The sequence below is a fragment of the Arthrobacter sp. Br18 genome (assembly GCF_000520555.1).
Classification (GTDB): domain Bacteria; phylum Actinomycetota; class Actinomycetes; order Actinomycetales; family Micrococcaceae; genus Arthrobacter_D.
Map to the genome: position 1 here is coordinate 1 of NZ_KI914867.1, position 10,481 is coordinate 10,481.

Below are 10,481 nucleotides of genomic sequence, written 5' to 3' on the forward strand. Positions count from 1 at the left end.
CGAGCCATGGGCCGCGCGTTCAGCGCCGGGGCCGGATGACGCGCGCCGCCGCTCCAGCCATGGAACGCGCATGGCGCGCGGCCGGAACCGCTGCCTCCCGCAGGCGCCGCGCCACCCAGTACGCCCGGTACATCATGGTGTTGACCGGCAGGTCCCAGGAGCCCGGGTACTCCACTTCGAAGCCTCCGAACGAGCGTTTGAAGCGTGAGAAGCCGGCCCACGGGTGGTCGGGCTGATCTTCGGCGGAAACCCCCCACATGTCGAACTGGGTCATGCCGGAGGCTTTGGCGTCCATCATCATGGTCACCACGAGCGGCACGCCCGCGTTGAGGCCGCGGTGGGCTTCATCGGCTGCTGCGTGGGCATAGACCCGGGTTGTCCCGGTGTCATAGGACAGGGCGGCGGCGATCGGTGTGCCGTCCAACCGTGCGATGAACAGTTTCGCACTGCCGGCCGCCATGAGGGTCTGTGCTGCAAGCGTCAGGTAGTCGTCGGACTGGGCCCGGAACGCCGCACGTTCGGATACCCGATGGAGGAAGGCGAGCAGTACCCGGATGTCCTCGGGATTGGTCGAGATGTCGAAGGTGACGCCCTTTTTCCGGATGTTCCGGTACAGGCCACGGCTGGTGCTGCGCATGGCGCCGAGAAGTGCCTTCTCGTCCTGGCCGAGGTCCACCAGCCAGGTCAGCTTCGGCTGCACATCGGTGGGAGCCTTGGTGAGCCCGAGGCCCTTCAACGCACCCGCCGCTGAGGGGCCGAGACCGGTGCTGACCGGTTCCACCCGGACGTAGTGGGCGTGCTCGGCGGCGGCCAGCGCGGCCAGGGCCTCGAGAGAGCGGCGCAGCCCCTCGCGGCCCTCCGCGGCAGGACCGAACGGGACGTAGAGGAAACTGCCGAGTGGTGTCTTCTCCAGGATTGCCAGAAACGAGAATCCGTCCCCGCTGCCGGTGAACACCCTCTTGCCCAGAGCGCGCTGGAAGTCCGCCCAGGCCGGGGACTGCAGGATCGAGGGGCTTCGGAGCTCGTCACCGCTCACTGCTGAGGGTCCTCGGCAGGCGCGCCGCAGGTCACCGCGAACAGGACTGCGGGGGAGGCTGCACCCTGAACGGGATGGACCAGGACGGGCTGCTCGACATCCGGAACGAAGGCAGACTGTCCGCGGTCCAGGGGCAGGTCGGACTTCGGCGAATCGAGCCTCACGCTCCCTGAGATCACGAGGACCACCGCAGGACCGTTCTGGGCCAGCGGCACCGGTGCGCCGCCGTCGTGCACTTCGATGCGCTGGAGCTGGAACTCCTCGTAGGGGGGGAGGTACAGCTCCTGGTCGAGCAGGTTCGTCGCGGCGGGAACCGACGGCGGGGCGAGTGGAGAGAAGATCACCGTCCTCAGCAGCTCGGGGACGTCCACGTGTTTGCCCGTCAGGCCGCCGCGCAGCACATTGTCCGAGGACGCCATCACCTCGATCGCGAGACCGCCCAGATAGGCGTGGATGTTCCCCGCCGGAAGGTGGATCACCTCGCCGGGCTGGAGCACCACGCGGTTCAGGAGGAGTGCCACCAGCACGCCGGGGTCGTCGGGATACTGGGATCCCAGCTCGGCCACCGTGGCGAGGTCGCCGGCGAACCGTCCGGCATCGGGGGCAGTGTCCCGAGGCGACGCCACGGCAGCCTCCACGGCGGCGACGACGGTACTTCCCGGCGCGAGCAGTGCCGCAAGGGCGCTGCGGAGCGCGGCCGGGGCTCCGGACTGGAGATCGGCTGCAACGGTGCCGAGCAGCCCGGCTTCCTCGGAGCCCGGTTCCAGGAGGCCCGCAAGGTGACCGAAGACCGCCGCCGACTCCCCGAGGGGGCGGAACCCGCACAGCGCGTCGAAGCGCGTCAGCGCGAAAAGCATCTCCGGCTTGTGGTTGCGGTCCTTGTAGTTCCGGTGCGCGGCATCCGCCGGTACGCCAGCGGACTCCTCGGCGTCGTAGCCCGCCGCGGCCTGGTCCGGGCTCGGATGCACCTGGAGCGACAACGCGGATCCTGCAGCGAGGACCTTCAGGAGGAAGGGCAGCCTGGCCTCGAAGCGGCTCGCGACCGCCCCGCCGAGCGTGGCTGCCGGATCGGCCCGGATCAGCTCATCCAGCGGCAGGCGAGTGCCGTCGGCGAGTACCGCCACCGAGGGTGATCCAGGGTGCGCTCCGATCCACAGTTCCGCCTCGGGGTCCCCCGACGGCTCCCGCCCGAGGAGGTCGGCTATCGCGGTGACGGATCCCCAGGCGTAGGGGCGCAGCGGGTTTTCCAGGAGGTGCATGGTGCCGGTCCTTAGGGTGTGGTCAGGTGGATGGTCAGGCCGGGGAGCATTCCCCGTTGTTGGCGAGCAGGTCGATGAGCGTTGCGTCGTCCTGCAGAACGGCAAGCTCCTGGAGGTACTCCTCGGTGATTTCGCTGCCGGTGGCCTGGGTGGGAAGCGTCGACGCCAGTCCCGTGCGCTCCAGTTCCAGGCTGCCGCCGTCGCCCGGCGCGCCACCCGTCGCCGAGGGATCACCCTGCGCCAGCGTGTCCTGTACGCGCCCGTGGATCAGGTCGAAATCAGGGTAGGTCACGAAGTTGTCCTCCGGCGCCCCGAAGTCGGGCGGTCCGATGGTCAGCCTCCGGGTCTCCTGGTCCTGCGCCTTCAGGGCCAGATTGACGAAGCTGCCCAGCTGATCCTGCGGGATGTCGGTCTCGACGATCTGGGTACCGGCGGCGGCGATTTCCTGGAAGCGTGTGAGGAGGGTTGCGGGATCGAGCTGCGCGATCATCGCCTGCTGGACGCACTGCTGCCGGGCGATGCGGTCGTAATCGGTGACGAATTCACGGGAGCGCGCGTACCAGAGCGCATGATAGCCATCGAGGGTCTGTACGCCCGGGGCTATCCAGCCGTCCGGCGGATAATGGCGGATGGGATCCGAGTAGGGGATCTCGCCCGCGGTGATGGGCACCCAGCCTCCCGCGTCGATGCGGATACCGCCCATCGCATCGACGAGCTGCTCGAATCCGGTCATGTCGACCATGACGTAGGCCTGCACCTCGATTCCCAGCACGCCGCTGGCGGCGTCCATCATCGCCTCCGCCCCCGGGTCCGCGCTGTCCGGGTACAGGTCCGCGTAGTTCTGGGTCACCGTGGTGTAAAGGCTGTTGATAATGCATTCGTCACCGCAGTTGTAGCCGCCCGGATACACCTCAGCCAGTGGAGAATCCTCGGGGAAGGGGGCGTTCTGGAAATTGCGGGGGATGCTGAAGGTCACCGTGGAACCCGTCGAGGCATCCACGCTGATCACGGAGATGCTGTCGGGCCGCCGGCCCGTTCGATCCTCACCGGCGTCGCCGCCCATCAGCAGGAAGTTGTACCGGCCGTCCACCGGATCGAACGCCGGACCGCTCTGGAAGATGGACCCCACCGTCGATCGCCCGACACCGAGCAGGTAGGCGCCGTAGGCCAGCGAACCGCTCGTGAGCACCATCAGGAGCGCGAGGGTGGCGGCGACAGCCGCCCTCACGCGGCGGTCCAGCAGCGGAGGGCGGATGATCCGCAGGGTGTTCAGGAACAGGAAGGCCCAGCCCACCGAGAGACCCAGCAGGACAGCGATCACCACCAGCGACCACCAGCGGTGCGTCACCAGCGTGACCACCAACTGCGGGTCGGTCAGGGCCAGGACGACGGCGGCGACCGCCAGCGCCCAGACCGTGAGGGTGACGCGCAGGGCGTTACGCCCGAGCTTGCGGTTGCCCGCCACGATCTGCGCGGCCCCCGGCAGTACCAGGGTGAGGCCGAGGAGGAGGAAGGCGCGTTTCGTCCGGACGGCCGGCGGGGCGGTCTGGGGGTACCGCATGGGGTCGGTCAGTCGCGTGGGGGTGGCCCCTGCGGCTCCCGGGCCCACTGTCGCGTCGGTACTCATCGGCCCTCCGCCGGTGTCGCGCCGAGCCGGGTACGGAGCGCCGCACCCTTGTCCAGGGCGGTCTGCTGGAGGGCGGCGGAGAAGGCGACGAGCTGGGAGCGGAGGCGCTCCGCTTCAGCTCCCTCGCCGGCAGCAAGGATCCGTACGGCAAGCAGTCCGGCGTTGCGCGCGCCGCCGATCGAGACGGTGGCAACCGGGACCCCGGCGGGCATCTGGACGATCGACAACAGTGAATCTATTCCGTCGAGGTATTTGAGGGGAACGGGCACTCCCACCACGGGCAGGGGAGTGAGCGCCGCGAGCATCCCGGGCAGGTGCGCTGCCCCTCCGGCGCCGGCGATGATGACCCGCAGCCCGCGCTGGTGCGCGCCCTGCCCGTAGTTCACCATGTCGACGGGCATCCGGTGCGCCGAGATGACGTCGGCCTCGTAGGCGATGCCGAACTCTTCGAGCGCCGAGGCCGCGCCCTCCATCACGGGCCAATCGGAATCCGAGCCCATGACGAGCCCGACTGCTGGATCTGTCACTGGAAGTCCCTCCAAGGGTCGATGCCGTCCCGGAGGATCGCGGCGGTGCGCCCTGCCCGGGCCCGCACCTCTCTCAGGGATTCGCCGGCGGCACCGAGCACGTTCACGTGTCCGATTTTCCGGCCGGGGCGGATGTCCTTGCCGTAGAAGTGCACCTTGGCCGATGGATCCGAGGACAGGGCCAGGTGGTAGGCGGCGTAGGTGTCGGTGTTCGCGCCGCCCAGGTAGTTCCTCATGACCGCTACTTCCGTCGTGGCGCCGGTGGCGCCGAGGGGGAGGTCGAGCACGGCGCGCAGGTGCTGCTCGAACTGGCCTGTCACGGAGCCGTCCATGGTCCAGTGCCCTGAGTTATGCGGCCTCATGGCTAGTTCGTTGATCAGGAAGCCCCGGGCCGACGACGGCGTCTCGAAGAGTTCCACGGCCAGGACCCCCGTCACGTCCAGTGCGTCAGCGATCTTGAGCGCTGCCTCCGTCACAGCCCGTGCCACCGGCTCGGCGAGGTCCGGTGCGGGCGCGATCACCTCGTCGCAGACGCTGTCGACCTGGACCGATTCCATCACGGGCCATGCGGCGGTCCTGCCCGAGGGCGTGCGAGCCACCAGTACTGCGAGCTCCCGGGTGAACGGGACGTGTTCCTCGGCCAGCAGATCTGCGCCGGTGAACCAGTCCTTCGCCCCGGGTAGTTCGGCTGCGGACCGGAGTACTCGCACACCCTTCCCGTCATAGCCCCCACGAGGAGTCTTCAACACCACGGGCCAACCGTTGGCGTTACCGAATGCCTCGAGGTCGCCGGGGGTGGACACCCGCGCCCACCGCGGATTGGGCAGTCCGAGGCGTTCGACAGCCTGCCGCATGAGCAGTTTGTCCTGTGCGTGCGCGAGCGCTGCGGGAGGCGGCTGGACATTGACGCCTTCGGCAGCCAGCTCCTGCAGCAGGGAACCGGGAACGTGTTCGTGGTCGAACGTGAGGACGTCCACGCCGCGCGCGAAGGCACGCATCGCGTCGGCGTCGCGGTAATCGCCCACCGTCACGTGGGCCGCTACCTGTGCCGCCGAGACGGACGGGCCCTCGGCGAAGACGTGCAGGGTGAAGCCGAGCTGCGCCGCGGGCGCTGCCATCATGCGCGCCAGCTGGCCGCCGCCAACCACGCCGATCACGGGAAAAGTCACCTACTCAGGGTACCTACCGCAACGGGAGCACTGCGACGGGAGCGGCGTCAAAGGGATATTCCGTCAGCAACGGGGAGCGCGGCGCCGTAAAATGGGGAGCTGGACGCCAGGCACCGGGCAGGCGGATGGATGGGACCCTCGCCGATGGCTGGCGATTTCCCGGGAATTCGCGGCACCGGCCTGCGGTGAAAGTTGATTCGGGTTCGACCGTGGAGGTTGTATTGACGGCAATAGCAGAGCGCATCAGGGGCCTCGCCTCGCTTTTCTGGCGCGAGGTTGCCAAGTTCGGAGCGGTGGGCGGTGTGGCGTTCATCATCGACAACGGCCTCTACTGGTACCTCATCAACGGGCCCATGGACGACAGCGTAGTGAAGGCCCGGTTTGTCTCGGCATCAGTGGCCACCGTCTTCGCCTGGGTGGCAAACCGCTACTGGACCTTCCGTCACCGCCGTCAGCCGAATGCGGCCCGTGAACTGCTCATGTTCGTCTTCATCAACGTGATCGGCATGGGAATTGCGGCCGGCTGCGTCTGGATTGTCCGGTATCCCTTCGAAGTCACCGACACCACCTACCTGTTCGTTGCGGGCATCGTCGGCACCGTCCTTGCCACCTTCGTCCGCTTCATTGCGTACCGCTTTTGGGTCTTCAACGTCGAACTCGACGAAGAGCCAGCATTCAGCCACGACCACGAGCTCCTCCACCACCACACGGGACCGACCCCGAGGGCGTCGCAGGATGCTCCCGGTGACGTGCCCGGCCGAGTGCCTGGTCAAGTATCTGGTCAGGCGTCCGGATCCGCTGCAAACAGTGCCCGAGGGGCCTCCGGTACGCACACCGGAGGTTCGATCGACACAGCCGGCGAGGTGCCGGACAAGGACCTCACTACCCGTCGAGCCGGGCAGTAACCCGTTCGCCGGTCAGGAGCTGGTCGGTGACGGGAACGTCGGGATCGACAAGGATCAGCGTGCCCCCGGCTGCCCACACCGACGCCGCTGCCTCGAGTGACCTCAGGACAGTGGACCCGGATTCAAGGAGGGCCACGCTGCCGGGTCCCACCCCGTCGCCGAACCCCTTCGACAGGTCGGAGAAGGAGAGCCGGCGCGGGACGGGTTCCCCGGTGGTAGCCTCGCCGACCGCTCCGCCCACCTCGACCAGCACGCTTCCCGGTTCCGGTGCGCTCTCCTGCATGAAGACGTCGCCGTGCGAGCGCACCTCCGCCGCGTAGTCGACGGCTCCGCGCGGAAGGTCGCCCGGCCAGCGGAGGGCCAGGGCGCCGAGTGCCACGGGAACCAGCACGCGCGGGGACTCCACCGCGGACCGGGCGGAGGACGTCACCACGACGTCGCTGTTCCTGTCGCCGCTGTCAGGGCTGTCGGGGCTCTCCGGCAGGACGACGACGGCACCCGCCTGCCAGGACGCGTAGGCCCAGACGAGGGTCTTCCAGTGGGTCGGCAGGTTCAGGGCCACGCGGGTCCCCCTGCCGGCATCGAGCTCGTCGACCAGGAAGTTCGCGGTCTTCGCCACCCAGTTGTCGAACACGCGCCCCGAAAGCTCCACCCGGCCGTCCGTCCCATACCAGATCAGCCGGGGTGACGACGACGCCACCGTCCGGAGGAAATCGAGCTGTTCGGTCGGATTCGGGTGCTGAGGCATTGTGTCTCCCGCAAGGTTGTGGTGGTATGACTGTGACTGATGTGATAGTTGATCAACGAATATCCGACGCGCCGACATCTCTCTACCTGTCATCGGCGTGGCGCGCACCAGAGCGCCGGATCGACTCTATAAGATTCGCCCGCGGTTTGACTCGATACGTATTACACGCTTGTAATTAGACATCGGATTAGTTCCAGCAGCTGGGCGCGACGGTCTCCTTGGCTGAAGCTGGAACGGCAACACCGGGAAGGCACAGTATGGGGCACGCAGAGCGGATCCAGGAACGACCAGACATCGCAGCGCAGGCATCGACCCGCTACGGATCGCGGGGAGTACCCGACGACTGGTTCCTTGATCCGGCTGATCCCGGTGCGGGTGGACGCTACCGCGAGGACACGCGCTCCGCCCTCGACGACCAGGCTACCGCTTTCCTCGCCGCCCACGAGGCCCTCGCCATTCTGCCCGCCGTCGTCCTTCGGGATGCAGCCAGGGGCCCGAGCAGCCTCCTCCTACTGCCCGGCGTCACCGAGCCCGGCGTCACGGGACCTTATGTCACCGAACCTGATGCCGCCGAGCCTGCCGCCGAGCCACGGAAGGCGACGGCCCCCGAGCCGCGCACCGGTTGGATCGACCTGCCCTCCCGGCCCGGGGATTTCGCCGACGAGGGTGAACTCGGCTGGCAGTCCGACGCCCTCTGCGCGCAGACGGATCCTGAAGCTTTCTTCCCCGAAAAGGGGGGGTCGACCCGGGACGCCAAGAAGGTGTGCGGCTCCTGCATGGTGAAGTCGGAGTGCCTCGAGTACGCGCTGGAGAACGATGAGCGGTTCGGTATTTGGGGCGGTCTCTCGGAGCGCGAGCGCCGGCGGCTCCGTAAGCGAGCTGTCTGATCCTGCTCGACCGCCGCGTCACCGCCGTCGTTGTAGCCTCCGACGGATCCCAGTTCCTTTCCGAAACCCTGAACGCCGTCACCGGCCAGACCCGTCCGGCTGACTTCCACGTCGGCGTCGCCACCAGCCCCGCCGGCGCCGCTTCGGCCGACACAGACCCGGTCGCCACCGACCCGGTCGCCACCGAAACCGTCGCCGCTTCAGCTGACGGCCCGGCATCGATCCTCAGCCTGCTGCTGCCTGCGGGCAGCGCCATCGTCGGTACCGCGGTGCGGGCCGGTTTCGGTGCCGCCGTCCTCGCCGGCACCCGACAGATCCCCCCGCAGCGCGCAGCGTCCGCGGGAACTGAGAACCAGGACTGGTTATGGCTGCTCCACGACGATTCCGCGCCTGAACCGACAGCCCTCGAGGAGCTGCTTCACGCCGTGGAGCGTGCCCCGTCGGTCACTGTGGCCGGAGCAAAACAGGTGGCGTGGCACGACCGGAAGAAGTTGGAGAACGTGGGCCTCTCCATCAGTCGATGGGCGGAACGGCTCCCGCTCATCGACGCCGATGAGCTTGACCAGGGACAGCATGATTCCCGCAGCGACGTCTTTGCCGTCAGCTCCGCCGGCATGCTGGTGCAGCGCACGGCATGGGACGAGTTGGGCGGGTTCGACCCCGTCCTACCGGGCGTCGGTGGCGACGTCGACTTCTGCTGGCGGAACCGGCTCGCCGGCCACCGCGTGGTGGTGGTCCCCGCCGTCGTCGTCCGGCACGCCGATTTCCCGTCCGATGCCGCGGCGACGCCCCGGGCAGCGCGCCGGGCCGAGGTCTACCTCCGGCTGAAGCACTCCATCTTCTGGAAAGTGCCCTTCCTCGCGGCCGGCGCCGTGATCGGCGGAATCGCGCGACTGCTCTTCGGCCTGCTCGCGAAGGATCCGGGGTATGGGGCGGGGCAGCTCCTCGCGAGCTGCGCCGGTGTCGCCAGGCCCCTCGACCTTGTCCGGGGGCGGCGTTCCATCGCGCAGACCAGGACGATGTCCCGCAGCGTGGTGCGGGCGCTTCGCACGTCGCGACGCGAGGTCTGGTCCCACCGCCGGTCTGTCCTTCACGCGTTATCCACCGGCGCTGAGCTCCGACATCCCGCCGCACACGCCGGGAACATCTCCCCAGGCGGCAGCGACGGCTTCGCAGGACAAATTGATTCGCGCCGCCCGTGGGTGGGCTTCGGCGCCGTTGCCTGCTTCGGCATTCTGCTTGCTGCCTCCCTCGTGGGTCTCTCCGGGCTGGTCGGAGCACCCGCGCTTGCCGGCGGGGCGATCCTTCCCCTCCCGCAGTCTCCGGCCGAACTCTGGGCCAGCGCGTCCGCCTGGTGGATTCCGCTGGGTGCGGGCTTCGCGGGGCACGGCAGCGCCTTCTCCTACGTCCTGTGGCTGCTCTCGGTCCTCGGTTTCGGCGACGGTAATGCCGCCGTCCCTGCGCTGGTGCTGCTCGCGATGCCGCTCGCCGGCCTGGCCGCCTGGTTCGGCGCCGGCGCTCTCCTGGGGCGCCGTGCCTGCGCTGCACGTGGCGATCGGCAGTGGGCGGCTCGGCGCACTCGTGGCACACGTCCTCCTGCCGCTGGTGGTGCTGGCAATGTTCCGTGCCGTCGGGGCGGCTGCCGCGCCGGCCGCTGACCGGGCAGGACCGACACCGGGAACACGCGGGGGCCCCAGCTGGACGGCGGCCGGGGCGGCGGGCCTGCTCCTGGCCGCGGTCACGCCTGCAGCGCCGTCTTTGCTGGCCGTCGCCCTCGTGGGGGTGGCGGGCGCCGGGCTGGTGCTGCGCCGCCGCGCGAGAACGCTGTGGTGGACCATTGTCCCGGCGATTGCCCTTCTTGCACCCGTCCTCGCGTCGGCTTCCGGGGCTCCCCGGGGAGCCCTTGCCGACCCGGGGAGTCCGCTGCCGTTCACGGCCGCGAACCTGTGGCAACAGCTTCTCGGATTTCCCGTGGCCTTCGATCCGATGGCGCAGCCCGCAGCGCTGGATTTCCTAGGAGCGGGTCCCTGGGCGCTGGCCTCGGCGCTCGCGATCGGAGCGCCTCCGGTGGTCCTCGCCGTCGTCGCGCTCTTCGGGCCTCTCCGTGGCAGGGCACCCGCACTCGGGGCGTGGGCCCTTGCGCTGCTGTGCCTGGCCGGCAGCGCGGTGTCCGTCCGGTTCCCGGTCGCGACGGGGGGCTCCGCCATGCTGACGCCCTTTCCGGGTCCACTGGTGTCGGGCACTGTCCTTGCCCTGCTGGTGGCAGCCCTGATCGGCGCCGACGGTCTTCTGGCGCACCGGAAGGCACTCGGGCTGCCGGGCC

General features: G+C 69.0%; 8 protein-coding genes and 2 pseudogenes. 4 read left to right on the top strand and 6 right to left on the bottom strand.

Annotation, left to right across the window (positions count from 1 at the left end; translation table 11 throughout):
* Window positions 1-19: 19 nt before the first annotated feature.
* Genes Y704_RS20435 through Y704_RS0110445 form a run of 5 tightly spaced genes read right to left on the bottom strand, consistent with a single transcriptional unit; the run spans window position 20 to window position 5,618 of the window.
* Entirely contained in the window at window positions 20-1,036 is a 1,017-nt protein-coding gene (locus tag Y704_RS20435; RefSeq protein ID WP_253904289.1) for a lipid II:glycine glycyltransferase FemX, read from the bottom strand.
* Window positions 1,033-2,295, bottom strand: a complete 1,263-nt coding sequence (manA, locus tag Y704_RS20440; RefSeq protein WP_035772354.1) for a mannose-6-phosphate isomerase, class I — start codon at window positions 2,293-2,295, stop codon at window positions 1,033-1,035. The genes Y704_RS20435 and manA overlap by 4 nt, the downstream gene beginning before the upstream one ends.
* Window positions 2,296-2,329: 34 nt before the next feature.
* Entirely contained in the window at window positions 2,330-3,922 is a 1,593-nt protein-coding gene (locus Y704_RS0110435) for an LCP family protein (protein WP_026550081.1), read from the bottom strand.
* The gene (gene purE, locus Y704_RS0110440; protein ID WP_051476932.1) at window positions 3,919-4,422 is read right to left on the bottom strand and encodes a 5-(carboxyamino)imidazole ribonucleotide mutase; all 504 of its coding nucleotides are present in this window, start codon (window positions 4,420-4,422) and stop codon (window positions 3,919-3,921) included. Before purE ends, Y704_RS0110435 begins: the two co-directional genes overlap by 4 nt.
* 23 nt (window positions 4,423-4,445) lie before the next feature.
* Window positions 4,446-5,618: a 5-(carboxyamino)imidazole ribonucleotide synthase gene (locus tag Y704_RS0110445; RefSeq protein ID WP_026550083.1), complete on the bottom strand. Its 1,173-nt coding sequence runs from the start codon at window positions 5,616-5,618 to the stop codon at window positions 4,446-4,448.
* 209 nt (window positions 5,619-5,827) lie between these two features.
* On the opposite strand from Y704_RS0110445, the pseudogene Y704_RS20445 reads away from it, so the two are divergent.
* A pseudogene (locus Y704_RS20445) lies at window positions 5,828-6,316 on the top strand (GtrA family protein); the annotation flags it as partial.
* Between the two features lie 184 nt (window positions 6,317-6,500).
* Here the strand turns inward: Y704_RS20445 and Y704_RS0110455 are convergent.
* Complete coding sequence (locus tag Y704_RS0110455; RefSeq protein ID WP_026550084.1) at window positions 6,501-7,271, bottom strand: TIGR03089 family protein; 771 nt, start codon at window positions 7,269-7,271, stop codon at window positions 6,501-6,503.
* A gap of 257 nt (window positions 7,272-7,528) precedes the next feature.
* On the opposite strand from Y704_RS0110455, the gene Y704_RS23445 reads away from it, so the two are divergent.
* The 3 genes and pseudogenes from Y704_RS23445 to Y704_RS24495 all read left to right on the top strand — a co-directional run.
* Window positions 7,529-8,158: a WhiB family transcriptional regulator gene (locus tag Y704_RS23445; protein WP_081747557.1), complete on the top strand. Its 630-nt coding sequence runs from the start codon at window positions 7,529-7,531 to the stop codon at window positions 8,156-8,158.
* 68 nt (window positions 8,159-8,226) lie between these two features.
* A complete protein-coding gene (locus Y704_RS22765) occupies window positions 8,227-9,816 on the top strand; it encodes a glycosyltransferase family 2 protein (protein ID WP_253904294.1) in 1,590 nt (529 codons plus the stop codon).
* Window positions 9,740-10,481 (top strand): annotated as a pseudogene (locus tag Y704_RS24495) (glycosyltransferase family 2 protein); the annotation flags it as partial. The gene Y704_RS22765 and the pseudogene Y704_RS24495, both read left to right, overlap by 77 nt.

Excerpts from the sequence above, each read along its gene's own strand:
- manA (WP_035772354.1), bottom strand. The coding sequence starts at position 2,295 with ATGCACCTCCTGGAAAACCCGCTGCGCCCCTACGCCTGGGGATCCGTC.
- Y704_RS0110435 (WP_026550081.1), bottom strand. The coding sequence starts at position 3,922 with ATGAGTACCGACGCGACAGTGGGCCCGGGAGCCGCAGGGGCCACCCCC.
- purE (WP_051476932.1), bottom strand. The coding sequence starts at position 4,422 with ATGGGCTCGGATTCCGATTGGCCCGTGATGGAGGGCGCGGCCTCGGCG.
- Y704_RS0110455 (WP_026550084.1), bottom strand. The coding sequence starts at position 7,271 with ATGCCTCAGCACCCGAATCCGACCGAACAGCTCGATTTCCTCCGGACG.
- Y704_RS23445 (WP_081747557.1), top strand. The coding sequence starts at position 7,529 with ATGGGGCACGCAGAGCGGATCCAGGAACGACCAGACATCGCAGCGCAG.